Raw genomic sequence first — 26211 nt, 5'->3', positions numbered from 1 at the left:
TGCGCAACGCGGTCCCCTTCGGCGATAAAATCGGGAGCCAAGCGACCCACTCACTAAGAACGACGCTAAGCCTGAAACCACCCTTGGCGATCCAGCTGCCTCAAGGATCGACATATTTACTCTTGTATCGGCGTCCGGTCTCCGAACTTGAGACCCGCTCAGGCGTCAATACCTAATGATGATTGGTTTTTGAGGGCAGATCCGAATTTAACCTTGCGCAGCGCTAAAGTCTGGACCGTTCATGACGATAATCTCTCATGGCAGCGTCGAATCTCACCTCGACGTTTCAACCGAAAACAGCAGGGGCTAATTCGGCGAATCGATGAGTCATCACGGCAAACGCCCACCCGGCGACAGGGTCAGCTCACTGGCCCAACATCCCGCACGGCTCATCCAGAGCGCGTTCGAGCAGGGACAGACCGGCATGGTCCTGACAGATGCCGCCGGCCTAATCGTCATGGCCAATGAGGCCTTCTGCCGCATTGCCGGCTGTGAGTGCAGCGAGGTCGCAGGCTGGCCAGTCGAACACTTCTTTGCTTCCTTGAGGACACCATCGCCGATTGGAGCCGAGCCAGGCGCGAATGCCGATGAGCTCACTTCCTGGCAACAGGAAGTCCTGTGCCGCCGTGACGACGGTGAATCGATGCCTGTCCTGATGACCGTCGATGCCCTACTCGATGAACAGCAGCGGCCGCATCACTATCTGCGCACCTTCGTCAGCCTCGCCACCCCCAGTGGAAAGCAGCTAGGTGACAGACACTGGGTCCATGTCGACCCGATGACCGGACTCCCCAACTGGCTGCTGCTGCGTGACCGCCTCAATCACGCCCTGGCCCAGGCGGAGCGTGCCGATAACGGGCTTGCCGTACTGTTCATCGATATCGATCGCTTCAAGGCAATCAATGATGCCGTCGGGCACGTGGAAGGGGACCGACTGCTGGGCGAGCTGGCCCAGCGACTGCAGAAAGCCCTGCGCAGCCGGGACACCCTGGCCAGGCTGGGTGGCGACCAGTTCATCGTCTTGCTGGAAAAGGATGGCACGGCGGAAGCCGCCCAGGTGGTGACAGAGCGGCTGCAGGAGGCGCTGGAGCCGCCTTTTCTCTCCGGGAGTCGCTATCTGCTGCTGACGGCCTCCATCGGTATCGCCCTTTACCCGAGCGACGCCCAGGATGAGGAAGCGCTGATCACCGCGGCACGCAGCGCCATGTATACGGCGCGTAAGAAGGGACCGGGGCGCCTGGCCTTCGTCGATCATCGCCTGACGGCCAAGCTGAAGGAAAAACATCGTCTCGAGAGCCGGCTAAGCGAAGCCATTCATCTACCCGAGCGCCATTTTCGCCTTCTCTTCCAGCCCGAAATCGATGTCGATACCGGCTGCTGCACCGGCCTGGAGGCCGTACTGCGCTGGCAACATCCCAAGGAATGGAAACTTCCCCCTGAAGCCTTCGTCGACACCATATCCCGCTTGGGCTTGGGTATTCGCCTTGATCGCTGGGTGATACAGAGCGTCATCGGCCATCATCTGGGTTGGCTGGAAAGCGCTTCATCGCTTGCCCAGTTGCCCGTATCGATTCGTCTCTGCGAGTCACATTTGGTACACGATACCTTCGATAGAAGACCTCTCGACCATTTTCTTCGTCAACAGCAGCTCGACTCACTGGCCTGGATGGTGCTGCAGATACCTAGCCAGGGGTTATCCAGCAACCTGGACGGCACGTCCCATATGCTCAAGCGGCTGGAGAGGCTGGGCGTTCGCCTCACCATCGATGGACTGGGCACCCATTCTTTCGACCTCGCATGGCTCTCTCGCCTACCCTTCGACAGAGCCAAGATCAATGCCGGCCTGACCAGAGCGCCCCATCAGAATGAGCGCAACCTGATGGAAGCGCTGTGCCGTCTACTTCAGGCCCTCCATATCGAGCCGGTAGTCATTGGCATCGATGATCAGGCTATAGCCACCACCGTGAGCCGCCTATCCTGCAAACATGCACAGGGCGATTACTACTGCCCCGCCATATCCGCAGAGGAGCTGGAGCAGTGGCTATCCGAACGTACGTCAGCCCGCCGCTAGCCTGGGCTGCGTTCTATCCGCTCTGATACGGGTTAGGCACAGCAGGATAGCGTGCCGGATAGGCCTCCATGAAAGCATGGGCGACACGCAAAACACGCGCGTCATCATGCTTCCCCCCCGCCAGTTGAAAACCGACGGGTAAGCCGGCGTCGGTAAAGCCACAGGGCACCGATGCCGCAGGCTGCTGGCTGAGGTTGAAAGGGTAGGAAAACGGCGCCCACTCCTCCCAGTCTCGCATGTCCCGTTCAGGTGGCACATTGTGCAAAAGCTCGAATGGCGAGATCGCCACCGAGGGTGTCATCACCAGATGATACTGCTGATTGAAGTACTCCAGCTGCTGGGTCAAGCGGGCCCGGCCACGCAGGGCGCAAAACAGATCCAGCGCACTCCACTGCTCGGCTCGCCTGGCATCCGCAACCATGCCCGGATCGAGCAATTGCCGATTGCGCTCATCCATTCCATCGTAGACAGCCAGCGATGCCGTAAACCAGAGCTTGTTGAAGATATCCAGCGGCGATTCGAACCCGGGGTCGACCTCTTCAACGGTGGCACCAAGCGCCTCCAGCTTATGGGCAGCCGCGCGCACGCGCTCTGCCACGTCGCGGTCGACCCTGGCATAGCCGAGATCCGGCGAATAGGCGATTCGCAGCCCCTGAAGCCCCTGACCAAGCTCTTCGCCCCAATCCTCTGGCTGGCCCCGCGTCGCATAAGGGTCACGATAGTCGTAGCGCCCGATGACGTTGAGCATCTTCACCGCATCGGTGACATTACGGGTCAGGGGACCGATGTGCGACAGGGTTGGTTCCTCCGACGGGGGATTGCCAGGCGCCAGTGGGTCGGCCCGTCGCGCCCCGCCACGCGGCGGGTTTCCAGCGGCGTCATGTCGATCTCGTCCGGGGCCAGCGCGGTGGGCTCGCCGTCGACCGGATGCTCGACGAAATGCTGCGGGTCGCCGACGAGTGCATCATTACCTTCCCCAACTTCGCCTACTGGCGGCACCGTGTACACCTCGGTATTCGCGGCTACATGCCGGTCTCCAAGACGTAGGTCACGAATGATCTCGACCCGCTCCACGGTGTCGATATCGGAGTGCAGGTAGCGCACGCGCACGTCATGCTCGTCGAGGTACTCCGTCAGGTCTTCCGCCATCCGCTTGGTCAGCGTGGTGACCAGCACCCGCTCGCCGACATTTGTGCGCAAGCGTATCTCGGAGAGCAGGTCATCCACCTGGGTCGTCGCCGGGCGAACCTCAAGCTCAGGGTCGAGCAACCCGGTGGGGCGCACCACCTGCTCCACGAGCTGGCCGGCGTGTGCCGCCTCGTAGGGCCCAGGGGTGGCCGAAACAAAGATGGTCTGGGGAGAGATGCGCTCCCACTCCTCGAACTTCATGGGGCGATTGTCCAGCGCCGACGGCAGGCGGAAGCCGTACTCTACCAGCGTCTCCTTGCGTGAGCGGTCACCCTTGTACATGCCGCCGACCTGGGGAACGCTGACGTGGGATTCATCGATGAACAGCAGCGCGTCCGCCGGCAGGTAATCGAAGAAGGTGGGTGGTGGCTCGCCCGGCGCACGTCCGGACAGGTAACGCGAGTAGTTCTCTATGCCGTTGCAGTAACCTAGCTCATTCATCATTTCCAGGTCGTAGAGCGTACGCTGCTCCAATCGCTGTGCTTCAACCAGCTTGTCATGCTTGCGCAGCCATTCCAGCCGCTCGACAAGCTCCTCCTTGATCCGGTCCGCTGCCGCCACAATGGTCTCTCGCGGCGTCACATAGTGGCTCTTGGGGTAGATGGTCATGCGCGGCACTTTCCCACGCACTTCTCCGGTCAGCGGATCGAACAGGCTGATGGAGTCGATCTCGTCGTCGAATAGCTCCACGCGCACTGCTTCTTCGTCGGAGTCGGCCGGGTAGATATCGATGACATCGCCGCGCACGCGGTAGGTGCCACGACGAAAATCCATGTCGTTGCGGGTGTACTGCAGCTCGGCAAGTCGGCGCAGGAAGTCACGCTGGTGAATCAGCTCGCCGCGAGTGAAGTGCAACCGCATTTTTAGGTACTGCTCCGGATCACCCAGACCATAAATTGCGGATACCGAGACTACGATCAAGGCATCGCGCCGCTCCAGCAGCGCCTTGGTGGCAGACAGGCGCATCTGCTCGATATGCTCGTTGATCGAGGCGTCCTTTTCGATGAAGGTATCCGACGACGGTACGTAGGCTTCAGGCTGGTAGTAGTCGTAGTAGGAAACGAAATACTCAATGGCATTGTCGGGAAAGAACGACTTGAACTCGCCATAGAGCTGGGCCGCGAGGGTCTTGTTGGGGGCCATGACAATGGTCGGACGCTGCAGCCGCTGGACCACGTTGGCCATGGTGAAGGTCTTCCCCGATCCGGTCACCCCCAGCAGGGTCTGGTGAGTCAGGCCCGACTCCAGCCCACTGATAAGGCTTTCGATGGCCGCCGGCTGGTCACCGGCCGGCTGGAAATTCGACTGAAGGCGAAAGGGCTTGCTCATGCCGGCTCCGGATTGCATCAGGCGCCAAATCGGCGCCTGGGTGGGACAATGTCAATTTGCCAGAGGCTCACACTTCGCTGGTATCGGCTGTACGCGTGATGACGTCCACCGTTGAACTGGTCATCAGGCGATGGATCGGGCACTTGTGGCTGATCTCTTCCAACCGTGCCCGCTGTTCCGGATCGTCGATACCATGGAATGTCATCACCACTTCGAGTCGATAGGTCCCCTTCGGTTCCTCGCTATCGTCCCGATTGACGGTGACACTGACGCCCTCCAGCGGCCACTTCTTTCGCTTGGCATACATCTGGGCGGTGATCGCCTTGCAGGCACCGAGCGAGAGGTCGAAGTAGTCATGGGGATCGGGTGCGTTGCCCTCGCCACCGAAGGCCTTGGGTACGTCGACGAAGATGTCTTCGAAACCATCAAGCTCAACCCTTTGGCGCAAGAGACTGTTACGTTCACTGACGATTTCAATGGTCTTCTTCATGAAATGACCTCGGCTGGATTACTGGACTTCAATGGGAAGCTTTAGCGACTGGACGGCCTTGATCAGCGCCTCACGAGACACCCTGCCCTCCACATCGGCTCCATGTCGGCCAACCTCGGCCGACTCGACGCCGTCCAGCATCATCAGCGCCGTGGTAATACGGTTGACCTGATCGGCGTTCTCCACGCCATGAAAGCTCAGCGATTGCTGTGCCATAGATGACTCCTGACCCGGCGGATGAGATGGCAGATAGTGAATTGACGAGTTTAGCACGCTACCTACCGACCGACAGCCGGTTGCAATTCCCTCTCTTCGCCCGCATACCCTAGGAATGACAACCAAACTCTTCCTGACATGACGCACCTGGAGCCACCGGTAATGAGCGACTGGATCACCGCCCTGGAGGGGCGGCGCAAGAGTGAGGACCGGGTTGACTTCAACACCCCAGACCCGGCCCGACAGGCGGCCGTGGAAATGGGTCCAGAGCTTGCGAAACAGCGTCTCCTTGACCTGTTCGTTGATATCCAGGACCTGCTCGAGCAGTGCGGAATGACGACCGCTGGCCTCCTGAACATTGGCCAGCCGCATCAAGTCGCGGGAGAAGTTGGGTCCGCCGAAACCGCAGCCTGGATAAAGGTACTCATAGCCGATCCGTGAGTCGGCACCCATGCCCTGGCGGACATGCTCCACGTCCACCCCGAGGCTATCGGCCAACCCCGCAATCTCGTTCATGTAGCTGATACGCGTTGCCAGCATGCCGATGGTGGCCAGCTTGGTCAGCTCGGCGGCACGGCGCGGCATGCGCTGCACCACATCGCGACGGCGATTGAAGGCGCGGAGCAGTTCGCGCACCTGGGCTTCGGCGTGATCGTCATCGCAGCCCAGCAACCAGCGGCCTGGGCGTGTAAAACTTGCCCAGGCGCGCCCCTCCTCCAGCATGTCGACCAGGGCCACGGAGCGTCCCTTGGGCGATCCCAGTCGTGTCTCAAGTCGCTCGGTCTCGCCCACAGGGAAGGTGGAGTTGTTGACCAGCATCATATCGTTGGCGTGACGTGCGGCGGCTTGCTCGACCAGTTCGCCGGCCTCGTCGCGCTGCTCGGGGGAGAGTGCGAGCCAGAGAATATTGATGTCACCCGGCTTTGGGCTGTCAATGCCCTCCACCGTGAGGGTGCCGAGCTCGCGCCCCTCCCGGATACCGGCCATGAGGTCGGGCTCGCGCTTCAGCCAGTCGGCTTCCAGCAGGCGGGGCCAGGGCAGCGAGTCGTGGGGCACCCAATGGACCTGGTGCCCTACCCACGAGAGGGCGGCGGCGGCCGTGGCGGCCGCAAGTTCACTTCCATGAATTTCGAGTCGCATGGCGGTTACTCCGGCTGGCTATAGCGGGAGAGCAATTCGCGAAAGCCCTCGCCGAAGCGCGGATGACGACGGCCATAGACAAGGGTGGCCTCGAGATAACCGAGCTGGTGGCCACAGTCGTAGGTCTTGCCCCTCATTCGCCAGGCATCGACTCCATCGGTCTGGCGCAGCGTCTCGATGGCATCAGTCAATTGAATCTCATTACCGGCACCGGGCGGTGTTTCTGCCAGCAGGGCGAAGATCTTGCCCGGCAGGATATAACGGCCGATGACGGCCAGGTTGGAAGGCGCTTCATCACGTGACGGTTTCTCCACCACCCCATTCAGTTGGCAGGACTTGCCGGGCGACGGCGCCCCACCTTGGGGGTCCACGATGCCGTATTGATGAACATTCTCCCATGGCACCTCCTCCACCATCAGCTGGGAGCGTCCACTGGCCTCGAAGGCATCGATCATGCCGGCGAGGTCGTTGCGCTCGAGTCCATCACCATCCACCAGGACGTCGGGGAGAAGTACGGCAAAGGGCTCATCATCTCCGATCACGGGCCGAGCGCAGAGTACCGCATGGCCCAGGCCCAGAGGCTCGGGCTGGCGAACGCTGATGATATTGACGCCGTCGGGAACGATGGCTCTCAGCTCGTCGAGAAGCTCCTGCTTGCCTTTGGCCTCAAGGCTCGCTTCGAGCTCGAAGTGCTTGTCAAAGTGATTCTCGATGGCACTCTTGCTGGCATGGGTTACCAGGACGATATCACGGATCCCGGCGGCGACCGCTTCATTGACCACGTATTGGATCACGGGACGGTCGACGATGGTGATCATCTCCTTGGGAATCGCCTTGGAAGCCGGCAGGCAGCGTGTTCCGAAACCGGCCACGGGGAGAACAGCCTTGCGAATCATTGTGCCTTCCTTGTCGCTTGAGTCGGTTGATGAAAATCATCCCCCCGGGCCACCGATGATTCCGTCATGGGAAAGCCCGGGTCGCTACGGGTACAATAGTGCATGATACCTAAGGTACTGAATGTTGCCAGGGTGCGGACCAATTCACACGGAGATATACCATGAACGCTAGCCTCCATCACCACAATGTGGACCAGGCCGAGATTGCCAAGTTCGAGGCACTGGCCAGTCGGTGGTGGGATCCGCAGAGCGAATTCAAACCGCTGCACGACATCAATCCGCTGCGTCTTGATTTCATTGATGCACGCTGTGGTCTGGCAGGTCGCCAGGTCCTGGATGTGGGCTGTGGTGGCGGCATTCTTGCCGAAGCCATGGCTCATCGCGGCGCCCGTGTAACCGGGGTGGACATGGGCGAGGCTCCCCTCGGCGTGGCGCGCCTGCATGCACAGGAAAGCGGTGTAGAGGTGACCTATCGCCAAGCCAGCGCGGAGGAGATGGCCGCCGAGCATGCAGGCGAGTTTGACGTGGTGACCTGCATGGAAATGCTGGAGCATGTGCCCGATCCCGGCTCCGTCATTCGCGCCTGTTCCACCCTCGTCAAGCCTGGTGGTCACGTCTTTTTCTCGACGCTCAACCGGAACCCTAAGGCCTACACCCTGGCGATCATCGGCGCTGAATACCTGCTCAGGATGCTCCCCCGCGGCACTCATGACTACCGCAAGTTCATCCGCCCCTCCGAACTCGCCGGCTGGTGTCGGGATGCGGACCTCGAGGTGCGCGAACAAAGCGGCCTGGTCTACAATCCGCTGACCCGCCGCTACCGGCTCTCGGCACAGGATGTTTCGGTCAATTACCTGATGCACTGTCGCCGGGAGACAAGCTGATGCAGTTGCCGGACGCGCTGCTGTTCGACCTGGACGGGACCCTGGTCGATACCGCACCCGACCTGGCACGAGCCACCAATGCCCTGCGTGCCCATCATGGGCTGGTGCCACTGCCCTACCCGGTGATCCGCGCCCAGGTCTCCAATGGGGGCAGCGCCCTGGTCATGCTGGCGCTGGGACTTGAAAAGGCCCACGACGGCCATGATGAGGCTCGGAGCTTCCTGCTCGAAGCCTATGGCCAGGCCGTGGCTGAAGAGAGCCGGGTATTCCCCCCGCTAGATCGTCTGCTGGCGAGCTGGGAGTCCATGCGCCGGCCCTGGGGCATCGTCACCAACAAGCCTCGAGTCTATGCGGCGCCCTTGATCGACGCCCTAGGCCTGATGCCAGGCGCCCTCCTCTGCGCCGACGACCTGCCCGTCAAGAAGCCGTCTCCCGAACCGCTGTGGGCCGCTGCGGAGGCGTTGGGCGTCGCGCCAGAGCGGTGCTGGTATATCGGCGATCATCTGCGCGACATGCAGGCGGCGCGAGCCGCCGGCATGCCGGCCATAGCCGTGGGCTACGGCTACATCGAGGAAGGAGACGACTATCGCGACTGGCCGGCCGACCTATGGTTCGAGACCAGCGCGTCCCTGGCAGAGACTCTGATGCCCGCTCCCGCACTCTGATCCAGGCACAGGGCGCGGGGCATCAGGCCAGGCCATGATGCCGGGGTTATGCCGACTTCGGCGGCTGCGCGTCGAAGCGCTCGCCGTTATGGCCTTGACTGTCGGGTCCCATCAGCCACAGGTAGGTGGGCATGATGGTTTCCGGCGTAGGCAGCGTCCCGGGGTCTTCACCCGGGTAGGCATTGGCCCGCATGGTCGTGCGCGTCGCACCGGGATTCAGGCTATTTACCCGAAGGGTGCCGAGGTGTTCTACCTCGTCAGCGAGCACTTCCATGAAGCCCTCGGTTGCGAATTTGGAAACCGAATAGGCCCCCCAATAAGCGCGTCCCTTGCGTCCCACGCTGGACGAAGTGAAGACTACCGAGGCGTCCTTCGATACCTGCAAAAGCGGCAAGAGCGCCTGGGTCATCCATACCGGTCCGTTGAAATTGACCTGCATGACCTGCTCCCAGAGCTCGGGATTGTACTGCTCGAAGGGGGTTATGCGTCCCAGCAGGCTGGCATTGTGCAGGAGACCGTCTAGGCGGCCGAACTCCTTGTCGAGCATTTCCGCCAGGTCGTGATAGTCCTTGAGCGTGGCGCCTTCGAAGTTCAGCGGTACGATCGCGGGCTGAGGACAGCCTGCCGCTTCGATCTCGTCGTACACCTTTTCCAGCTTGGCAAGCGTGCGGCCCAGCAGTATGACCGTGGCTCCATGGCGGGCGAATTCCAGAGCGGCCACACGACCGATACCATCACCGGCTCCGGTGACCAGAATGACACGTCCTTCAAGTAGATCGGCTGGCGCCTGGTAGTCGATCCTGCAACTCATCGCGGCTCCTCGTCCTGGGGCGGAACCAGTCCTCACAAGGACTGGCGTAGAAAGTCGTTGGCAAGTCCGGCAGCACTGCTGTCGGGATAGTCATCTCGCACCCGTTCTAGCAATGCTCGGCTCTCACCGGGCTCTCCCTGGCGGGCCTTGATCAGGCCAAGCTTGTAGAGGGCATCGGGCAGCTTGCTGCTCTGTGAGTGGTTCTCGATGACCCGCTGGAAGGCGGCTTCGGCTTCGGCCAGATTGCCCTCCGCGGAGTGCAGCTCGCCCAGCCAGTAATGCCCGTTGGCCGTCAGGCTGTTGTCAGGGTGCTCGACCACAAAGACTTCGAAGGCCCTGATGGCATCCTGGAATTCGCGTGCCTGCACCTTGGCGAAGGCAGCCTGATAGGCGGCCTGGGCGTCGGCGCTGATGCCGCTCGGCGAGGGCGTTTCGGCGACCTGGCGGGCGGCCTCTTCATCGACTTCCGGGCGTGCTTCAATACCGGCACTGCCTGCCATCAGCCGCTCGTCAAGATCGAGATACTGCTGGCGCGTCTGGTTACGCAGCTGTTCGAGCTGATGGCGCAGCTCTTCGATCTGGCCGCGTAGCTGCTGAATTTCCCGCTGGTGCTCCTCCACCTGATTGAAAATGACCAGGCTGCCCCGGGACTCTTCCCGCACTTCTGCCTGATCCATGAAGGAGCGCGACGGAGAAGCGGTCAGATCCTCGACCACGGGGCGCTGCTGTGCAACGGCAAGGCTCATCACGGACAGCGGGAGCACCAGGGCTCCCGCGCCGCACAGCCTTTTCAGACTGTGTCTCATGTTGGACTCCATTGGCGCACCATCGCGCCGGCTCGATCAGTAGGCGAAGACCACACGACGATTCTGGGCGTATGCTTCGTCATTGTTGCCACGCACTGCCGGGCGCTCTTCACCATAGCTGACGATCTCCAGCTGGGAGGGAGAGACACCCTGGACTTCGAGGAAGCGCTTCACGGAATTCGCGCGACGCTCACCGAGGGCCATGTTGTATTCACGGGTGCCACGCTCGTCGGTATGGCCCTGCAGTACGACGCGAGCGTTGCCATTGGAGCGCAGGTAGCGGGCATGGGCGACCAGCACTGACTCGAATTCGGAGCGAATGTTGTCGCGATCGAAGTCGAAGTAGATCGTACGGACTTCTGGGATGCGGCCATCGGCCTGCTGACCGGCACGATCGCCATCAGCACCGACTCCAGTGCCGCTGACCTGACCGGTACCCGCTACGCCGGTACCGGCTGCACCATTGCGGGTGCCCTCCATAGACCCGTCCTGAGTCCCACCGGTGCTGGAACAGCCGGCCACGAGCGCCAGAGAAAGGGCGATTGCCAGGCTCCTGGCATGCGACTTGAATTGCATCGTCAAACTCCTTGAAGGATTCGAATGAGACGGATCATTGAGCATTAATTCAGAAACGGCGACCACGCGGGTTCGCGTACGTCACCCTGCGCCGATGGCAACCGGTAGGACGCACGTCCATCGGCCGACACCGCTCCCAACACCCCGCTGTTACCTTGCTGGGTGGCGAAGATTACCATGGTCCCGTTGGGTGCAACACTGGGTGATTCATCCCAACGCGATTCACTGATTACGACCAGCCGACCCGACCCCAGGTCCTGCCTGGCGATCTGGTAGCCATTGTTGCTGCGGTGGACCAGAAAAATGGATTCACCATCGGGAGCAAAGCGCCCGCGGGCGTTATAGTTGCCGGTAAACGTAAGCCGTTCGATATCCCCGCTGCCAATCGTATAGCGATAGAGCTGAGGCCCACCGCTACGATCGGACGTGAACAGGAGGCTACGTCCGTCCGGCGACCAGCTTGGCTCGGTGTCGATATTATTGTTATTGGTGATGCGCTCGAAGTTCCGCGATGCCACGTCCATGATATAGATTTCCGGCTGGCCGTCCTTGGACAGCGCCATGGCCAGCCTACGCCCGTCGGGCGACCAGGCTGGAGCACCGTTGATCCCTTCGAAGGAGGTCGCCCTGACCCGCTGGCCGGTTGCCAGTTCCTGTATATAGATAGCCGGCCGCTCCGTCTCGAAGGAGACATACGCGAGCTTGCGTCCATCCGGGGACCAGGCGGGGGAAAGGATCGGCTCCCGCGAACTCAGGACCTCTTGGCTATTGTGGCCGTCGGCGTCGGCAACATAGAGGGCGAACTGCATGTCATCGCCGGCACCCCGGGCAGTGACATAGGCGATACGCGTGGCGAACGCGCCACGAATGCCGGTAATGGACTCGAAGATCTGATCGCTGATGTAGTGCGCCCCGCCCCGCAGTTCGTTGCTGCTGGCTGTCACACTTTCACCCAGCATGCGGCGGGAGCCACTGACATCCATCAGCTCATAGCGAATACGATAGCCGTCGCCTTCGCGACTGACGCGCCCTACGACCAGGTAGCGAACATCCAGTCCGCGCCACTGGCCGAACTGCACTTCGTCACCACTGCTGGGCCTGTCGTACATGGCTCGACGGTCAAGGGGTTCGAAGTAACCGCTGCGCTGGAGATTGTCGCTGATAATCTGGGCGACATCCTCGGGCAGGCTTTCACCGTCGGCGGCGAAAGGAACCACCGCGATGGGGGTTGCACGGTCGCTACCGCGTGTAATCTCAATGGTCAGGTTGGCCTGTGCCAGCGTGCTGAACAACAAGAGTAAAGCGCTCAGCCAGGTCATCATCAGGGCTTTCATCAGCGTACATCTCCCGGTCGAAACCGCAGATTGAATTGTCGAAAGTCACGCTGCGCCAAAGCGGGCAGTTGGCGCAGTTCACCGAACGGTGCGGCGGCCTCCACCGCCTGAATGGCAGAGCGGTCGAAGCTGCTATCACCACTGGTCTGCATAATAGTAGCGCCAAACAGCTCGCCAGAGGGTCCCAGTTGGACCTGAACAGTGGCCTCCAGGTTTCCTGATGCACCCGGGGGAATTACCCAGGCCTGTTCCACCGCCCTTCGCACCAGATTGATGAAGCTGTTGGCTGCCTCCTGCGCCTGGCGTGCATTGGCCACGGATTCGCTCTCACCCTCTATGGCGCGATCGAGGCCCTGGCTGGCCTGTTCCGCGGCTCGGCGTGCCTCCTCCTCGCGGCGGCGCTGCTCCTCGGCCTCCTGCTGGCGACGGGCTTCTTCCTCCTCGCGACGGCGCTGCTCCTCGGCTTCCTGCTGGCGACGGGCTTCCTCCTCGCGACGGCGCTGCTCCTCGGCCTCCTGCTGGCGACGGGCATCTTCCTCCTCGCGGCGGCGCTGCTCCTCGGCCTCCTGCTGGCGACGGGCCGCTTCCTCCTCGCGGCGGCGCTGCTCCTCGGCCTCCTGCTGGCGACGGGCCTCTTCCTCCTCGCGGCGGCGCTGCTCCTCGGCCTCCTGCTGGCGACGAGCTTCCTCTTCGGCCCGGCGCTGGGCCTCGGCTTCCTGGCGGCGAGCCTCTTCCTCGGCCTGACGCTGCGCCTCGGCGGCTTCCTCCTGCTGGCGCTGGCGCTGGGCTTCCTGCTCTTCTCTCAGCTGTGCCTGGCGCTCGGCCTCTTCAGCACGTCGCTGGGCCTCTGCTTCTGCCGTTTCCCGCGCCTCTTCGCGTTGGCGTGCCTCGGCTTCACGTGCAGCCTCACGCTCAGCCGCCTCCTGCTCGGCCTGGCGTGCGGCTTCCTCGGCAGCCTGCTCTTCCGCAGCGCGTTCGAGTGCTTCGGCCTCTGCCTGCTGGGCTTCTTCCTCTGCCTGGCGAGCCTGTGCCCGAGAGCGCGCTTCCTCGGCACGCTGGGCCTGGTCCGTGGTGGTCTCGGTGCTGACCAGCGTTGCCTGTACGATGGAGCTGGTCAGGGGATCTTCCGGCTGACGCTGCGGCAGGGTGATCACGCTGAGCACCACTACCAGAACGTGCAGGCCAACAGCGAGAACCGTTGGCAGCCCATAGCCAACGGGTCGAACCGGCTGGGTGGGCGCGCGCTGGTCATGTCGAGCCATGGCGTTATCTTTCTCCTCAATCACGCGGCGGTGGTTCGGAGATCAGCCCGACATTGGCCACACCGGCCACTTGCAGGGTACTCATCAGGTTCACGACCTGGCCGTAGGGCACCTGGCGGTCCCCACGCACCATGACCGGGGAGCCCGGCCGACGATCCAGCAGGATCAGCACCCTGTCGGAGAGTTCATCCAGGCCGACCTGGATCTCGTCACCGCCGACCATCAGGAAATACTCACCCTCACGATCCACCGATACCACGATCGGCTCGTTGTCGTCATCGGAGTCGATAGGCTCCGAGGTCACCTGGGGCAGCTCTATCTGCACTCCCTGGGTCAGCATCGGCGCGGTGATCATGAAAATCACCAGCAGCACCAACATGACGTCGATAAACGGCACCACGTTGATCTCGCCCATCGGCTTGCGCCGACCATCACGATTGAAAGGTCCTTGCATGGTGCGGCTCCTTCAGGCAGTGCCGGCTTCGCTGCGTCCCTGCAGGTTGCGATGCAGGATGGAGTGGAACTCCTCGGCGAAGTCCTCGTACTTGCCCAGCAATCTGCTCGATTCAGCAGAAAGGCGGTTATAGAAAATAACCGCAGGAATGGCAGCGAATAGACCCATGGCCGTCGCGATCAAGGCTTCGGCAATCCAGGGGGCCACCGTGGTGAGCGTGGCCTGCTGGGTCAGCGAGAGCGCCTGAAACGACCCCATGATGCCCCAGACCGTGCCGAAGAGGCCGATATAGGGGCTGGCCGAGGCGACGGTGGCAAGGAAGACCAGATGCAGAGACAGCCGCTCCTCTTCCCGTGACCAGGCGACCCGCATGCTGCGCTGCACGCCGTCGAGGATGGCGTCAGGGCTCTTGGTCTTCGGCATCAGCCGGTTGAACTCACGGAAGCCGGCACGAAAGACCTGTTCGGCGCCCTGAGTTTCCTGCTCGGAGGGGGTGTCACGGTACAGTTCATTGAGATCGACACCGGACCAGAAGCGCTCCTCGAACAGCTGATGGGCGTGGCGAGCGCGGCGCATGACAAAAGTGCGCTGGAAAATCACGATCCAGGAGAGGATCGAGCCGATCACCAGGATCAGCATGACCAACTGCACCACGGTGCTGGCGCTCATGATCAGGTGTGGAATTGACATCGAGTCGTTCACAGGCATCCTCGTTGAACTTTCAGTTAACCGTTGAGAACCGCGGCAATTGCTGGCGGCCATGGCGTGGGCTTGAGGCGGGCGGTATCCAGGCAAGCGATGTCGACCCTCGCTTCGCACAAGGGTTCCCCGTCACGGGTTATCCTTTGCAGAAAGCTCGCACGACAATGGCCCGCCGAGTGAATGGCGGCGGTGGCTTCCAGGGCATCGTCCAGTAGTGCTGGCTTGGCATAGCGGCACTCGAGACGATGAACAACCAGCTGAATACCGGTTTCCAACAGATCACTCTGGGTGAGGCCGTGATGGCGTAGCCACTCACTGCGAGCCCGCTCCATATATTTGAGATAATTGACGTAATAGACGATACCACCGGCATCGGTATCCTCGATATAAACCCGTATCGGAAGTCGAAACGGGCTCACGGCCTTACCTCTCCAGTGGCATCCAGCGCCTGGTCGTGAGGCGACAGTCCAAAATGCTGCCATGCCTGGCGGGTGACTACCCTGCCCCTGGCGGTGCGCATCATCAGGCCCTGCTGAATCAAGTAGGGCTCGATGACGTCCTCGATAGTGTCGCGCTCTTCGCCGATGGCGGCCGCCAGCGAATCGACCCCTACCGGGCCGCCGTCGAACTTCTCTATCATTGCCAGCAGCAATCGGCGATCCATGTGGTCGAGGCCATGATGATCCACATGCAGCATGTTCAGAGCCTGGTCGGCAATCTCGGCATTGACGCTGCCGCTTGCTCGGACCTGGGCAAAGTCGCGAACGCGACGCAGCAGGCGATTGGCGATACGTGGTGTGCCCCGGGAGCGGCGCGCCACTTCGGTGGCGCCATCATGGTCGGTCTCCACCCCCAGCAGCCGCGCCGAACGGGTGACGATCTCGGTGAGTTCATGGATATCGTAGAATTCAAGGCGCTGGACGATACCGAAGCGATCTCGTAGTGGTGAGGTCAGAAGGCCGGCGCGGGTGGTCGCACCCACCAGGGTAAAGCGTGGCAGGTCTAGCTTTATGGAACGTGCTGCCGGTCCCTCGCCGATGACGATGTCAAGCTGGAAGTCCTCCATGGCGGGATAGAGTATCTCTTCCACCACCGGTGAGAGGCGGTGTATCTCGTCGATGAAAAGCACGTCACCCGGCTGCAGGTTGGTGAGCATCGCGGCGAGATCGCCGGCTCGTTCCAGTACCGGGCCGGACGTGGACTTCATGCCCACCCCCATTTCGGCCGCAATGATATTGGCCAGCGTCGTCTTGCCCAGTCCCGGCGGTCCGAATACCAGGGTATGGTCTAGGCTTTCATCGCGCCCGCGGGCAGCGGTGATGAAGATCTCAAGCTGTTCGCGCACCCTGGGCTGCCCAATGTACTCGGCCAGCCGCTTGGGGCGGATCGCGTAGTCGACGCGAGCCTCCCCATCATGCTCGTCGGCGGCGATCAGTCGATCGTTATCAATCATGCCAGCCACTCACGCTCATGGGATTCATCCTGCCAGGCGACGGGTGAGCGCCGCCTTGATCATGGCCTCGGTGGAGAGGCCTTCATCCAGGCCCGAAAGCATCTTTGCCGCCTCCGTGGGCTTGTAACCCAGGCTGACCAGGGCCGCTTCGGCATCGACCAGAGGGTCCTGCCGGCGCGGAGTCTCGGCGCCACCCGACCCGGCCGTGGCCATGCCGGCTGGCTGCTCCCAGTGGGGGAAGCGGTCACGCATCTCGATGATCAGTCTTTCGGCAGTCTTCTTGCCCACGCCCGGCAGTCGCGTCAACGACTTAATGTCATCGTCCATGACGCAGCGAATGAATGCCGATTCGTCCATGCCTGAGAGGATCGCCAGGGCCAGCTTGGGGCCGATGCCATTGACCTTGATCAGGGCGCGGAACAGGGCTCTTTCCTGCTCACGGGCGAAGCCGTAGAGCAGGTGGGCATCTTCGCGCACGGTAAGGTGCGTGAACAAAGAAACGGATTCCCCAATGCCTGGCAGTGCCACCAGCGTGGTCATGGAGGCCTCCAGTTCGTAGCCGACTCCGGCTACATCCACTACCAGCCAGGGCGGTTGCTTGTCGAGCAGGTTGCCACGCAGGCGTCCGATCATGGGCTTCGCTATTCCAATCCTGTAAGTAACAAGGCATTTAGGGCCACCATGGCGCCACTATACTGTTCGCTCAAGCGACTGACCAGCCCAGTATCAAACAGCGTTCGAGAATTATTCTGAACCTCGGAGGGAGTCGACGTTCAGGGCTGGTAGTCACGCCACGACCCTCCCCGGCGACGGGTGCGATGACCGCCAAAACTGCCCGTTGTCAGCAATCCAGAACGAGCATGAGCGTGGGTCAGGGCAATGGCCAGCGCATCGGCAGCGTCGGCTTGAGGTGCGCCACCGAGTCCGAGGATGGCGACCACCATGTGCTGCACCTGGGATTTGCTGGCGCTTCCCGTGCCGGTGACCGCCTGCTTGATCTGGCGCGGGCCATATTCGCTGACGGGCAGGCCATGGTTGGCGGCGCAGACGATCGCGGTGCCCCTAGCCTGCCCTAGCTTGAGTGCCGAGTCGGCGTTCTTCGACATGAACACCTGCTCGATGGCGAACTCCCCGGGCCTGTGCAGCGCAATCAGCTCGCTGATGCCGGCATAGGCCTGGGCGAGACGCTGGGCCAGGTCGTCGCCCTGCAGGCGGATACAGCCGCTGGCGACATAGCGTGGTGTCGGGCCGCTGAGGTCGAGCACCCCGTAGCCGGTAATCCGCGAGCCGGGATCGATACCCAGGATCATCATGTGCAACGTCCCGGAGCCGTCTGGCTGCTGCTGGCCCTATTGCTGTACCCGGCCATGCCGTCTCTCCTCGCATGCTCTCGCTGTCGAGATGCCTAGGAGCCTGTCGGATTTGACCGATCGTCGCAGTAGATCAGCGTTAAGTCCGACAGGCTCCTAATATGACACCGGCGCCATCAGGCGCCGGTGAACAGGGTGGCAACGCTGTCGCCTGTTACTCGCTGCCGCTCTCGGCCTTGGCCTTCTGGCGCAGGCGAATGTTGAGGTCCTTGAGCTGGTCGGCTGAGACCTCCCCTGGGGCATCGGTCAACAGACAGCCGGCGCTCTGCGTCTTGGGGAAGGCGATCACTTCACGAATGGTGCGAGCACCGGCCATCAGCATCACCAGGCGGTCGAGACCGAAGGCGAGGCCGCCGTGGGGTGGTGCGCCATAGTGCAGGGCATCGAGCAGGAAGCCGAACTTTTCGCGGGCCTCCTCTTCGCCGATGCCGAGGATCTCGAACACGGTGCTCTGCATTGCCTGATCGTGAATACGGATGGAGCCACCACCGAGCTCGGTGCCATTGAGCACCATGTCGTAGGCCCGCGAGAGCGCCCCGGCGGGGTTCTCCTTGAGCTCTTCAGGGCTGCACGAGGGCGAAGTGAACGGATGGTGCAGCGGGCTCAGGCGGCCGTTGTCGTCGGCCTCGAACATGGGGAAGTCGACCACCCACAGCGGCGCCCAGGGCTGGGTATAGAGATTGAGGTCTTCGCCGAGCTTGACACGCAGCGCCCCGAGAGCCTCGTTGACGACCTTGGCCTTGTCGGCACCGAAGAAGATGATATCGCCATCTTCGGCGCCGACACGGTCCAGCAGCTCCTCGATCACGTTTTCCATGAACTTGACGATGGGCGACTGCAGGCCTTCGATGCCCTTGGCGCGCTCATTGACCTTGATCCAGGCCAGCCCCTTGGCACCGTAGATCCCGACGAACTTGGTGTACTCGTCGATGACCTTGCGCGACATGCCGCCACCACCCGGCACCTTTAGTGCGGCCACGCGGCCGTCCGCGGCACTGGCCGGGCCAGAGAAGACCTGGAAGTCCACCTGCTGCATCAGGTCGTCGACGTCGACCAGCATCAGCGGGATGCGCATGTCCGGCTTGTCGGAGCCGAAGCGGTGCATGGCGTCGGCCCACGTCATGCGAGGGAACTCGGGCAACTCGACGTCCAGCACTTCCTGGAAGAGCTGACGAATCATCGCCTCGGTGATCCCCATGATGTCCTCTTCGCTGACGAAGGACGCCTCGAGGTCGATCTGGGTGAACTCCGGCTGGCGGTCGGCGCGCAGGTCCTCGTCACGGAAGCACTTGGCGATCTGGTAGTAGCGGTCGAAGCCCGCCACCATCAGCAGCTGCTTGAACAGCTGCGGCGACTGCGGCAGCGCAAAGAAGCTGCCGGGATGGGTGCGGCTGGGCACCAGGTAGTCGCGGGCGCCCTCGGGCGTGGCGCGGGTCAGGACCGGGGTTTCGATATCGAGAAAGCCCTGCCCTTCGAGGAAGTCGCGCACGTTATGGGAGATCCGTGAACGCAGGCGCAGCTTCTCGATCATCTCGGGACGGCGCAGGTCGATGTAGCGATGCTTGAGACGCACCTCCTCCCCCACCCGGCCATGCTCGTCGAGCTGGAACGGCGGCGTGGCGGCAGTATTGAGGACCTCGACTTCCTTGGCCAGTACCTCGATCAAGCCGGTAGGCATCTTGGGATTCTGGGTCCCCTCGGGGCGCAGCCGGACACGGCCGGAAATGCGCAGGACGTACTCGCTACGCGCCCGATCGGCAGTGGCGAAGGCCTCGGCGGTATCGGGGTCGACCACAACCTGAGCAATGCCATCGCGATCGCGCAGGTCGAGGAAGATGACACCCCCGTGGTCACGGCGGCGATGTACCCAGCCGCACAGGCTGACCGTCTGGTCCACCAGGGTTTCGTTCAGCTGGCCGCAATAATGGCTGCGCATGTCGTATCCTGTTCTCTAGCGTTATCGAAAAGGGTTGATCGCAATGGGCGCGGGCTCAGGCCGCGGCACCATCCTTGGCCGGCTTGGGCTCCCCGCCCTTGGCGGGTGGCTTGGCCTCGCCGCCGGTGCTGGCGGTGTCACCGGCGATGTTCTTCTTGCTGCCGGACTTGAAGTCGGTTTCGTACCAGCCACCGCCGGCCAGCCGGAAGCCTGCGGCGGAGACCAGGCGATTGAGTTCGGGAGCCTCGCATGCTGGACAATCGGTCAGGGGCGCTGCACTGATCTTCTGCAGTTTTTCCAGACGATGGCCGCAGGCCTTGCACTGATATTCATAGATGGGCATGGTTCAATTCACTCCTGATTCGACAGCGCGCAACCTCCGGCAATATTGGGTCGTGCGAGGGACTTTCCAAGCCTGCCGTGAAAGCCGGACATTATAGCGCGCCTGGCCTGGCCTGTCCCAGCCCTGGCACGCTGGGTACGTAAAAGGTGGAGCACAACGCGGACCAACATAAGGAACCCCGCATGAAAGCCGTGATACTCGATGCTGCCAGCCTTGGCGCCGATATCGACCTGTCACCGATCCGCGAACGGGTCGATGAGCTCGATGTGCATGAACACACCGCCCCCGAGCAAGTTCGGGAGCGCCTCGACGGCGCTGAGGTGGCCATCGTCAACAAGGTGGTGCTGGATGGGGCTACGCTCGACGCCCTGCCCTCGCTGCGATCGATCTGCGTGCTGGCCACCGGCATGAACAATATCGACATGCCGCCCGCCGAGCGCCTGGGTATCGACGTGCGCAATGTCACTGCCTACGGCACCGCCAGCGTTGCGCAGCATACGCTGATGCTGATCCTCGCCCTCGCCAATCGACTGCCGCTCTATCAGCGTGATGTGGCAGCCGGAGGCTGGAATGTCAGTCCCTTCTTCTGCCTCATGGATCACCCCACGCTTCAGCTCGAGGGCAAGCACCTGGTTGTCGTTGGCCAGGGCGAGCTGGGCAGTCGTGTCGCCGACCTGGCGGAGGCCTTCGGCATGCGCGTCAGCTTCGCCGCCAGGCCTGGCAATGAAGCCAATGACCGCCGTACCCCGCTGGCCAACCTTGCACCCGAGGCGGACGTGGTCACCCTGCACTGCCCCCTGAACGATGCCACCCGACACCTGTTCGACGCCTCTCTGCTGGCCACCCTCAAGCCGGGCACGCTGCTGGTCAACTGCGCTTGCCTTTCACCCTGGAGCAGGCGCTGGAGCGGATGGAGCACTGTGCAGAACTGGAGCGCTACATGGGCCACCGCTTCGTGACCGGCTATGTGGCGGTAAAGCGAGTCGAGAACGAGAATTTCAAGCAGGTAATCAGTTCCTGGGAAAGAGAGTTCCTGCTGCTCAGCGTCTGAAGCTGCCGAGCCGCAAGGGCCACCAGCAAGAGAGAGGGGAAGAGCACGTCACCGCGCCGGCTGGTTGCCCTCAGCCTGTTGCCAGGCTCGCAAGGGAAGCGCAGTGGCGTGCTGGACGGTCCCGGCGAAAGGATGCCGGTTATCAACGAAACCATGTGAATAACAACAGCAAAGAGGTGTCATGATGTCCCGACAAAGCAAGCTTTCCCTGGCCGTGGCGGCGGCCTCCCTGGCGCTGCTGAGCGGTGCTGCCCTGGCCAACGAGGTGCGGGTCTACAACTGGTCGGACTATATCGCCCCCGATACCCTCGAGAAGTTCACCGAGCAGACCGGCATTCGGGTGATCTACGATGTCTACGACAGCAACGAGGTGCTCGATGCCGCCATGCTCTCGGGTCGCTCCGGCTATGACGTGGTGGTGCCGTCCAATCATTATCTGACGCGCCAGGTCAGTGCCGGGGTCTACCAGGAGCTGGATCATGACAAGCTGCCCAACATGGCCAACCTCAACCCCGAGCTGATGGACGACCTGGAGTTCATCGACCCGGGCAGCCGACACTCCATACCCTATATGTGGGGTACCAACGGCATCGGCTACAACGTTGAACGTGTTACCGAGATTCTCGGCGAGGACGCCCCGGTGGATTCCTGGGCGCTGATCTTCGATCCGGAGGTCACCACCGCGCTGAAGGAGGGGGGCTGCGGCATTTCCATGCTCGACTCGGGGGACGAGATGCTCTCACCGGCCATGGCCTACCTGGGGCTCTCCCCGCTCTCCGAGGAGACCGCGGACCTCGAGGCGGCGGGCGATCTTATCGCCGCCGTGCGTGACAACATCACCTACTTCCACTCCTCGCGCTATATCTCGGACCTGGCCAACGGCGATATCTGCGTGGCGGCCGGCTACTCCGGCGACATCTTCCAGGCCGCCGATCGCGCCGAGGAAGCCGGCCGGGACTTCACCATCGCCTACTCGATCCCCAAGGAGGGCGCGGCGCTGTGGTTCGACATGATGGCGATTCCCGCCGACGCACCGAACCCCGACAACGCCCACGCCTTCATCAATTTCATCCTCGAGCCCGAGGTGGCGGCGGCGATCACCGAGTACGTCGTCTATGCCAACCCCAACGTGGCCGCCAACGAATTCCTCGATCCGGATATTCTCAACGATGCCTCCATCTATCCCGACCAGGAGGTGATGGATAATCTTTATGTGGCGGAAGAGAAGCCCCTGGCCGTTCAGCGCGTCCGTACCCGTACCTGGAACAGAGTGAAGTCGGGTATCTGATGCCGATACGCCGGCCCGCCCGGGCCGGCTACCTCCGATTGGCTGCCAGGAGACGCTGCAATGTCGCAACCCCAGCCGCGCGCCACGGGCCGGGCTCGACGTGTCGAGCCTGTGTCTTCCGATTCGATGCCTTCCGGCATTGCTGAAGCACGACCCGCCGAACAGCCGCCACCGGCTCCTTCCGTCTCTGGCAAGCCGCGGTCGGCGCATGGGGAGGCGCTGATGGAGATCCGCCGGGTCAGCAAGCGCTTCGATGGCGCCCTGGCGGTGGACGACGTCTCCCTCTCCATTCGACGGGGGGAGATATTCGCCCTGCTGGGTGGCTCGGGCTCGGGCAAGTCGACCCTGCTGCGCATGCTGGCCGGCTTCGAGAAGCCCAGTGAAGGCGAGCCCGAGGGTGGTCAGGTCATGATTGACCCCGACAGTACGGTAGAAGAGCCACCCACCCAGGATTACCGCGGCGATCAGCCCGCGACGAAGCCAGCGCAGCCAGCGATAGAGGTTGGGTTGGGCTTCCGGGGGNTAAAGTGGTTCCAGGCTGCCGGATACTCCGGCTTCGCCGAGGATATTGCTCCAGCCGAAGCTCAGTGATTGAAGCGCTTCGCGGAACGGGTCGATGGTGCGGGAGGCGACCAGAATCACGGCCAGCAGCACATAGGGTACCCAGCCCATGAGGGTAGAGATCGGTGCCTTGCCGGCGATGTCGTCCAGCTTGATTTCCAGCTTGCCGATCCACTCGTCGGGCCAGGACTTGCGCTCGGGAAACTCCCATACATCCTTGGGGATCAGGAAGCCGCGGCGGGCGGCGGGCACGACCACGGCCAGACCCACCATGGCACCGATCATGGACGGGAATTCCGGGCCGAGCAGTACCCCTGCCAGCATGTAAGGCACCACGAAGGCCACGCCGGCGAAAAGCGCAAAAGGCGTGATGGAAAGGCCCTCCTTCCAGGACTTGTTGGCCCCAAAGAAGCGCACCATGATCACCACCATGATCAGCGGCATCAGGATGCCGACGATGCCGTGGATGATGGCTACCTCGGCAGCAATCAAACGGAAGTACTCCAGCCAGGTGTAGCCACCGGCTTCAAGTGCTTCAGTGATGGCGCTCTGGTTGACCCCGCCGGTAACGCCAACCACGATCGGCGTACCCACGGCACCGAAGGAGACCGGGGTGGACTGGATCATCATGCCCACCACCACGGCAGCCAGGGCCGGAAAGCCCAGGGCCACCATCAATGGCGCGGCCACGGCGGCCGGGGTACCGAAGCCGGAGGCGCCCTCGATGAAGCAGCCGAACAGCCAGGCGACGATGATGGCCTGCACCCGGCGGTCCGGACTGATGCCCGAGAAGCCGTTGCGAATGGCGGTGATGCCCCCGGAATGCTTCATGGCATTGAGCAGCAGGATGGCACCGAAGATGATCCACAGGATCGAGACGGTGAGGATCAAACCCTGCAACGAAGAGGCGATGACCCGCGTGAAGGTCATCTCCCAGGCGAATAGAGCGATGAGGGCCGTCACCAGGTAGACGATCGGCATGGCGGTTCTGGCCGCCATTCGAAAGCCGATCAGCAGCACCCCGGCCAGGACCAGGGGTAGAAAGGCAAGTAGCGCTAGCGTGGTATTTGTCATGGGCAAAAATTCCTCGGTTTTATGCTACTTATTCGGGAACCTCCGCCTGGCACCTTAAGGGGATGATGGGGGGATGGCCATGCCGGGTACGAGTGGTAGGACCAGTTTCTTGGCGGCTAGCACCATGAATCGTTACCAGCGCTGTCATCAACCTGGCCAAAACCGAGAAGGCCCTGTCGAATTCGACAGGACCCTTTCGTGGCCTTCCGCTGGCTCCCGGCAGAGGATCAGCCGGCGCGCATCAGCGGGTCCGTGACGCCGATGACGTAGAACGCGATCATGGCGATGATGCCGGTGAAGATCAGGTAGTAGAGGGTCGGCAGGATTGTCTTGCGAATGGTTTCGCCTTCGCGGCCCAGCAGCCCCACGGTGGCAGACGCCGCCACCACGTTATGGATGGCAATCATGTTGCCCGCGGCGGCACCCACCGCCTGCAGTGCCACCATCATTGCGGTGGAAACGCCCAACTGCTGTGCCACGTTGAACTGGAACTCCGCCAGCATCAGGTTGGAGACGGTGTTGGAACCGGCAATGAAGGCACCCAGACCACCGACTGCGGGCGCGAAGAGCGGATAGACGCCGCCCACCCCGTCGGCAACGAACTGTGCCATGGCAACCGGCATGGATACCAGGTCCGCAGCGTTGACGCCGGAGTTGATCAGAATGCGCACCATGGGAATGGTGAAGATCAGCACGAAGCCAGCGCCGAAAATGGTCCGCGAGGACTCACCGAAGGCTGCCTTGAGCTCGCCCAGGCGCATGCGGTGGAGCAGGGCGGTGAGCAGTACCACCATCAGCAGGATCCCACCGGGCAGGTAGAGTGGCTCGATAGCACCCGACACGCCGGCCTCACCGAGGATATTGCTCCAGCCGAAGCTCAGTGATTGAAGCGCTTCGCGGAACGGGTCGATGGTGCGGGAGGCGACCAGAATCACGGCCAGCAGCACATAGGGTACCCAGCCCATGAGGGTAGAGATCGGTGCCTTGCCGGCGATGTCGTCCAGCTTGATTTCCAGCTTGCCGATCCATGCGTCCGGCCAGGACTTGCGCTCGGGGAAGTCCCAGACGTCCTTGGGGATCAGGAAGCCCTTGCGCGCGGCGGGCACAACGATGGCAAGTCCCACCATGGCACCGATCATGGACGGGAATTCCGGGCCGAGCAGCACGCCGGCGAGCATATAGGGCACCACGAAGGCCACGCCGGCGAAGAGCGCGAAGGGGGTGATGGATAGCCCTTCCTTCCAGGACTTGTTGGCACCGAAGAAGCGCACCATGATCACCACCATGATCAGCGGCATCAGGACGCCGACGATACCGTGGATAACGGCCACCTCGGCGGCGATCAGACGGAAGTATTCAAGCCAGGTATAGCCGCCGGCTTCCAGCTGAGATGTGATGCCTTCACGATCAATACCGGCGGTGACGCCCACCACGATCGGCGTGCCCACGGCACCGAAGGAGACCGGGGTGGACTGGATCATCATGCCCACCACCACGGCAGCCAGGGCCGGGAAGCCGAGTGCCACCATCAGCGGCGCGGCCACGGCGGCTGGGGTGCCGAAGCCGGAGGCGCCCTCGATGAAGCAGCCGAACAGCCAGGCGACGATGATCGCCTGCACCCGGCGGTCCGGGCTGATGCCCGAGAAGCCGTTGCGAATGGCGGTGATGCCCCCGGAGTGTTTCAGGGTGTTGAGCAGCAGGATGGCACCGAAGATGATCCAGAGGATCGATATGGTGAGAATCAGGCCCTGGAGAGTCGAGGCCAGAACTCGGTTGAAGCTCATGTCCCAGGCGAGCAGGGCAATGAGGGCGGTGACCACATAGACCGCCGGCATGGCAGTTTTCGCCGGCATGCGCAGGCCGATCAGCAGCACGCCGGCCAGGATCAGCGGCGTGAAGGCAAGTAGGGCAAGTGTCGTGTCCGTCATGAGATGACGTTACCTCGCTGTCTCGTTTTCAGGGATCGAGTGAGGGCTCGGATACGAGGCCCCATGGCTACCACAATGGGGCGACGATACGGCTTGATGGTGCTCATTACCAATCATGGTTAATTGGTATTACCAATTTTTCACTCATGAAATGAAGCCCTCGCAACGCACTTAGTATGTTTATAAACAATGATTTGCCTTGATAATTCTGGCCAAATCCGGTCGTGGCTTTCGCCGGGATGTTAGACCAATGGATAGCAAGGAAGCCGCTGCGAGGGTGCGGGTGATGAATTGGTATCGCTGGGGAAAGGCTGGCACTATCGCTATAGGATCCCTACGTTTGACCCCTACATTATACGACCCCCAGCGAAAGTAAGGAGACG

General features: G+C 62.2%; 24 protein-coding genes and 4 pseudogenes. 8 read left to right on the top strand and 20 right to left on the bottom strand.

The window, feature by feature from the left end; all coding sequences use genetic code 11:
• Positions 1 to 322: 322 nt before the first annotated feature.
• Positions 323 to 2071, top strand: a complete 1749-nt coding sequence (locus tag LOKO_RS09175) for a putative bifunctional diguanylate cyclase/phosphodiesterase (protein WP_066448041.1) — start codon at positions 323 to 325, stop codon at positions 2069 to 2071.
• Positions 2072 to 2084: 13 nt separating this feature from the next.
• On the opposite strand, the gene LOKO_RS09170 is transcribed toward LOKO_RS09175, so the two are convergent.
• Positions 2085 to 2819 (bottom strand): amidase family protein, encoded by a 735-nt coding sequence (locus LOKO_RS09170; RefSeq protein ID WP_235588990.1) that lies wholly within the window; start codon positions 2817 to 2819, stop codon positions 2085 to 2087.
• Between the two features lie 173 nt (positions 2820 to 2992).
• Between LOKO_RS09170 and LOKO_RS18825 the strand changes: the two are divergent.
• Positions 2993 to 3115, top strand: a pseudogene (locus LOKO_RS18825) (methionine biosynthesis protein MetW); the annotation flags it as partial.
• Here the strand turns inward: LOKO_RS18825 and uvrB are convergent.
• The 4 genes and pseudogenes from uvrB to galU form a co-directional block, all read right to left on the bottom strand.
• A pseudogene (uvrB, locus tag LOKO_RS09165) lies at positions 3107 to 4588 on the bottom strand (excinuclease ABC subunit UvrB); the annotation flags it as partial. The pseudogenes LOKO_RS18825 and uvrB sit on opposite strands and share 9 nt — an antisense overlap.
• Positions 4589 to 4655: 67 nt before the next feature.
• Positions 4656 to 5078 carry an OsmC family protein gene (locus tag LOKO_RS09160; RefSeq protein WP_066448037.1) on the bottom strand — a complete coding sequence of 141 codons (423 nt, stop codon included), beginning with the start codon at positions 5076 to 5078 and terminating at the stop codon, positions 4656 to 4658.
• Positions 5079 to 5096: 18 nt separating this feature from the next.
• A complete protein-coding gene (locus LOKO_RS09155; protein WP_235588989.1) occupies positions 5097 to 6434 on the bottom strand; it encodes a UDP-glucose/GDP-mannose dehydrogenase family protein in 1338 nt (445 codons plus the stop codon).
• Between the two features lie 5 nt (positions 6435 to 6439).
• Positions 6440 to 7330, bottom strand: a complete 891-nt coding sequence (galU, locus tag LOKO_RS09150) for a UTP--glucose-1-phosphate uridylyltransferase GalU (RefSeq protein ID WP_066448033.1) — start codon at positions 7328 to 7330, stop codon at positions 6440 to 6442.
• Positions 7331 to 7491: 161 nt separating this feature from the next.
• Here galU and ubiG point away from each other — a divergent pair, with 161 nt between their 5' ends.
• Positions 7492 to 8214: a bifunctional 2-polyprenyl-6-hydroxyphenol methylase/3-demethylubiquinol 3-O-methyltransferase UbiG gene (gene ubiG / locus LOKO_RS09145; protein WP_066448031.1), complete on the top strand. Its 723-nt coding sequence runs from the start codon at positions 7492 to 7494 to the stop codon at positions 8212 to 8214.
• On the top strand, positions 8214 to 8879 hold the full coding sequence (locus LOKO_RS09140) for an HAD-IA family hydrolase (protein ID WP_066448029.1): 666 nt from the start codon (positions 8214 to 8216) through the stop codon (positions 8877 to 8879). The genes ubiG and LOKO_RS09140 overlap by 1 nt, the downstream gene beginning before the upstream one ends.
• A 46-nt stretch (positions 8880 to 8925) precedes the next feature.
• Here LOKO_RS09140 and LOKO_RS09135 read toward each other — a convergent pair whose 3' ends face one another.
• From LOKO_RS09135 to LOKO_RS09075, 13 genes are all read right to left on the bottom strand, one after another.
• Positions 8926 to 9690 (bottom strand): YciK family oxidoreductase, encoded by a 765-nt coding sequence (locus LOKO_RS09135; protein ID WP_066448027.1) that lies wholly within the window; start codon positions 9688 to 9690, stop codon positions 8926 to 8928.
• A gap of 32 nt (positions 9691 to 9722) precedes the next feature.
• Positions 9723 to 10496 carry a tol-pal system protein YbgF gene (gene ybgF / locus LOKO_RS09130; protein WP_066448024.1) on the bottom strand — a complete coding sequence of 258 codons (774 nt, stop codon included), beginning with the start codon at positions 10494 to 10496 and terminating at the stop codon, positions 9723 to 9725.
• A 36-nt stretch (positions 10497 to 10532) separates the two neighbouring features.
• Entirely contained in the window at positions 10533 to 11072 is a 540-nt protein-coding gene (pal, locus tag LOKO_RS09125) for a peptidoglycan-associated lipoprotein Pal (RefSeq protein WP_066448022.1), read from the bottom strand.
• A 44-nt stretch (positions 11073 to 11116) separates the two neighbouring features.
• Positions 11117 to 12406: a Tol-Pal system beta propeller repeat protein TolB gene (gene tolB, locus LOKO_RS09120; protein ID WP_066448020.1), complete on the bottom strand. Its 1290-nt coding sequence runs from the start codon at positions 12404 to 12406 to the stop codon at positions 11117 to 11119.
• Positions 12406 to 13668 (bottom strand): cell envelope integrity protein TolA, encoded by a 1263-nt coding sequence (gene tolA / locus LOKO_RS09115; RefSeq protein ID WP_066448018.1) that lies wholly within the window; start codon positions 13666 to 13668, stop codon positions 12406 to 12408. Before tolA ends, tolB begins: the two co-directional genes overlap by 1 nt.
• 16 nt (positions 13669 to 13684) lie before the next feature.
• On the bottom strand, positions 13685 to 14122 hold the full coding sequence (gene tolR / locus LOKO_RS09110; RefSeq protein WP_066448015.1) for a protein TolR: 438 nt from the start codon (positions 14120 to 14122) through the stop codon (positions 13685 to 13687).
• 12 nt (positions 14123 to 14134) lie between these two features.
• Positions 14135 to 14812, bottom strand: coding sequence for a protein TolQ (gene tolQ, locus LOKO_RS09105; protein WP_235588988.1), 678 nt, complete (start codon positions 14810 to 14812; stop codon positions 14135 to 14137).
• A 35-nt stretch (positions 14813 to 14847) separates the two neighbouring features.
• Positions 14848 to 15243 carry a tol-pal system-associated acyl-CoA thioesterase gene (gene ybgC, locus LOKO_RS09100; RefSeq protein ID WP_066448007.1) on the bottom strand — a complete coding sequence of 132 codons (396 nt, stop codon included), beginning with the start codon at positions 15241 to 15243 and terminating at the stop codon, positions 14848 to 14850.
• The gene (gene ruvB, locus LOKO_RS09095; RefSeq protein ID WP_066448003.1) at positions 15240 to 16277 is read right to left on the bottom strand and encodes a Holliday junction branch migration DNA helicase RuvB; all 1038 of its coding nucleotides are present in this window, start codon (positions 16275 to 16277) and stop codon (positions 15240 to 15242) included. Before ruvB ends, ybgC begins: the two co-directional genes overlap by 4 nt.
• A 24-nt stretch (positions 16278 to 16301) precedes the next feature.
• A complete protein-coding gene (gene ruvA, locus LOKO_RS09090) occupies positions 16302 to 16910 on the bottom strand; it encodes a Holliday junction branch migration protein RuvA (RefSeq protein ID WP_066447998.1) in 609 nt (202 codons plus the stop codon).
• 140 nt (positions 16911 to 17050) lie between these two features.
• A complete protein-coding gene (gene ruvC, locus LOKO_RS09085) occupies positions 17051 to 17590 on the bottom strand; it encodes a crossover junction endodeoxyribonuclease RuvC (protein WP_066447996.1) in 540 nt (179 codons plus the stop codon).
• Positions 17591 to 17801: 211 nt separating this feature from the next.
• A complete protein-coding gene (gene aspS / locus LOKO_RS09080) occupies positions 17802 to 19583 on the bottom strand; it encodes an aspartate--tRNA ligase (protein ID WP_066447993.1) in 1782 nt (593 codons plus the stop codon).
• Between the two features lie 55 nt (positions 19584 to 19638).
• On the bottom strand, positions 19639 to 19926 hold the full coding sequence (locus LOKO_RS09075; protein WP_066447988.1) for an FmdB family zinc ribbon protein: 288 nt from the start codon (positions 19924 to 19926) through the stop codon (positions 19639 to 19641).
• A 182-nt stretch (positions 19927 to 20108) separates the two neighbouring features.
• Here LOKO_RS09075 and LOKO_RS09070 point away from each other — a divergent pair, with 182 nt between their 5' ends.
• The 4 genes and pseudogenes from LOKO_RS09070 to LOKO_RS20620 form a co-directional block, all read left to right on the top strand.
• The gene (locus LOKO_RS09070; RefSeq protein ID WP_083517520.1) at positions 20109 to 20885 is read left to right on the top strand and encodes an NAD(P)-dependent oxidoreductase; all 777 of its coding nucleotides are present in this window, start codon (positions 20109 to 20111) and stop codon (positions 20883 to 20885) included.
• A complete protein-coding gene (locus LOKO_RS18820) occupies positions 20837 to 20977 on the top strand; it encodes a hypothetical protein (RefSeq protein ID WP_083517519.1) in 141 nt (46 codons plus the stop codon). The genes LOKO_RS09070 and LOKO_RS18820 overlap by 49 nt, the downstream gene beginning before the upstream one ends.
• A 184-nt stretch (positions 20978 to 21161) precedes the next feature.
• Positions 21162 to 22265, top strand: a complete 1104-nt coding sequence (locus tag LOKO_RS09065; RefSeq protein ID WP_066452301.1) for a polyamine ABC transporter substrate-binding protein — start codon at positions 21162 to 21164, stop codon at positions 22263 to 22265.
• A 60-nt stretch (positions 22266 to 22325) separates the two neighbouring features.
• A pseudogene (locus tag LOKO_RS20620) lies at positions 22326 to 22598 on the top strand (hypothetical protein); the annotation flags it as partial.
• A 93-nt stretch (positions 22599 to 22691) separates the two neighbouring features.
• Here LOKO_RS20620 and LOKO_RS18815 read toward each other — a convergent pair.
• Positions 22692 to 23900, bottom strand: a pseudogene (locus tag LOKO_RS18815) (L-lactate permease); the annotation flags it as partial.
• 227 nt (positions 23901 to 24127) lie between these two features.
• Positions 24128 to 25828 carry an L-lactate permease gene (locus LOKO_RS09045; protein WP_066447979.1) on the bottom strand — a complete coding sequence of 567 codons (1701 nt, stop codon included), beginning with the start codon at positions 25826 to 25828 and terminating at the stop codon, positions 24128 to 24130.
• Positions 25829 to 26211: the final 383 nt, after the last annotated feature.

This window comes from Halomonas chromatireducens, from assembly GCF_001545155.1.
GTDB lineage: Bacteria > Pseudomonadota > Gammaproteobacteria > Pseudomonadales > Halomonadaceae > Halomonas > Halomonas chromatireducens.
The sequence above is the reverse complement of the archived record's forward strand: the minus strand, read 5'-3'. Positions and strand labels throughout refer to the sequence as shown.

Bases quoted from the DNA above. Each gene is read 5' to 3' on its own strand.
- LOKO_RS09175 (WP_066448041.1), top strand. From the start codon at position 323: ATGAGTCATCACGGCAAACGCCCACCCGGCGACAGGGTCAGCTCACTG.
- LOKO_RS09170 (WP_235588990.1), bottom strand. From the start codon at position 2,819: ATGCTCAACGTCATCGGGCGCTACGACTATCGTGACCCTTATGCGACG.
- LOKO_RS09160 (WP_066448037.1), bottom strand. From the start codon at position 5,078: ATGAAGAAGACCATTGAAATCGTCAGTGAACGTAACAGTCTCTTGCGC.
- LOKO_RS09155 (WP_235588989.1), bottom strand. From the start codon at position 6,434: ATGCGACTCGAAATTCATGGAAGTGAACTTGCGGCCGCCACGGCCGCC.
- galU (WP_066448033.1), bottom strand. From the start codon at position 7,330: ATGATTCGCAAGGCTGTTCTCCCCGTGGCCGGTTTCGGAACACGCTGC.
- ubiG (WP_066448031.1), top strand. From the start codon at position 7,492: ATGAACGCTAGCCTCCATCACCACAATGTGGACCAGGCCGAGATTGCC.
- LOKO_RS09140 (WP_066448029.1), top strand. From the start codon at position 8,214: ATGCAGTTGCCGGACGCGCTGCTGTTCGACCTGGACGGGACCCTGGTC.
- LOKO_RS09135 (WP_066448027.1), bottom strand. From the start codon at position 9,690: ATGAGTTGCAGGATCGACTACCAGGCGCCAGCCGATCTACTTGAAGGA.
- ybgF (WP_066448024.1), bottom strand. From the start codon at position 10,496: ATGAGACACAGTCTGAAAAGGCTGTGCGGCGCGGGAGCCCTGGTGCTC.
- pal (WP_066448022.1), bottom strand. From the start codon at position 11,072: ATGCAATTCAAGTCGCATGCCAGGAGCCTGGCAATCGCCCTTTCTCTG.
- tolB (WP_066448020.1), bottom strand. From the start codon at position 12,406: ATGAAAGCCCTGATGATGACCTGGCTGAGCGCTTTACTCTTGTTGTTC.
- tolA (WP_066448018.1), bottom strand. From the start codon at position 13,668: ATGGCTCGACATGACCAGCGCGCGCCCACCCAGCCGGTTCGACCCGTT.
- tolR (WP_066448015.1), bottom strand. From the start codon at position 14,122: ATGCAAGGACCTTTCAATCGTGATGGTCGGCGCAAGCCGATGGGCGAG.
- tolQ (WP_235588988.1), bottom strand. From the start codon at position 14,812: ATGTCAATTCCACACCTGATCATGAGCGCCAGCACCGTGGTGCAGTTG.
- ruvB (WP_066448003.1), bottom strand. From the start codon at position 16,277: ATGATTGATAACGATCGACTGATCGCCGCCGACGAGCATGATGGGGAG.
- ruvA (WP_066447998.1), bottom strand. From the start codon at position 16,910: ATGATCGGACGCCTGCGTGGCAACCTGCTCGACAAGCAACCGCCCTGG.
- ruvC (WP_066447996.1), bottom strand. From the start codon at position 17,590: ATGATGATCCTGGGTATCGATCCCGGCTCGCGGATTACCGGCTACGGG.
- aspS (WP_066447993.1), bottom strand. From the start codon at position 19,583: ATGCGCAGCCATTATTGCGGCCAGCTGAACGAAACCCTGGTGGACCAG.
- LOKO_RS09075 (WP_066447988.1), bottom strand. From the start codon at position 19,926: ATGCCCATCTATGAATATCAGTGCAAGGCCTGCGGCCATCGTCTGGAA.
- LOKO_RS09070 (WP_083517520.1), top strand. From the start codon at position 20,109: ATGAAAGCCGTGATACTCGATGCTGCCAGCCTTGGCGCCGATATCGAC.
- LOKO_RS18820 (WP_083517519.1), top strand. From the start codon at position 20,837: ATGGAGCACTGTGCAGAACTGGAGCGCTACATGGGCCACCGCTTCGTG.
- LOKO_RS09065 (WP_066452301.1), top strand. From the start codon at position 21,162: ATGTCCCGACAAAGCAAGCTTTCCCTGGCCGTGGCGGCGGCCTCCCTG.
- LOKO_RS09045 (WP_066447979.1), bottom strand. From the start codon at position 25,828: ATGACGGACACGACACTTGCCCTACTTGCCTTCACGCCGCTGATCCTG.